Raw genomic sequence first — 264 nt, 5'->3', positions numbered from 1 at the left:
ACCTGAAGGACGGCGCACTGGTACCGCCGGTCAATGTCGTGCGTCATGACGACGATGACCCGTACCTGGTGGTTGCGGCGGACAAGGGCACTGCAACCTTCTCCGACATCGCCAACGGCATCGCCATCGATTACGGCTTCTGGCTGGGTGACGCGTGTGCGTCCGGTGGTTCGGCCGGTTACGACCACAAGAAAATGGGCATTACCGCAAAAGGCGCGTGGGTCGGCGTACAGCGCCACTTCCGCGAGCGCGGCATCAATGTTC

The 264-nt window shown here is 62.1% G+C and carries 1 protein-coding gene; it reads left to right on the top strand.

All coding sequences use genetic code 11. The annotated features are described in order from the left end of the window. Positions 1-264 (top strand): NAD-glutamate dehydrogenase domain-containing protein (locus tag AAEY83_RS15845; protein WP_351060487.1); only part of this gene is annotated, 264 nt, incomplete at both ends.

The sequence above is a fragment of the Psychrobacter sp. TB20-MNA-CIBAN-0197 genome (assembly GCF_040309765.1).
In the GTDB taxonomy this organism is placed as follows: Bacteria; Pseudomonadota; Gammaproteobacteria; order Pseudomonadales; family Moraxellaceae; genus Psychrobacter; species Psychrobacter submarinus.
Note: the sequence above shows the minus strand (reverse complement) of the source record. Positions and strands in the feature narration are given on the sequence as shown.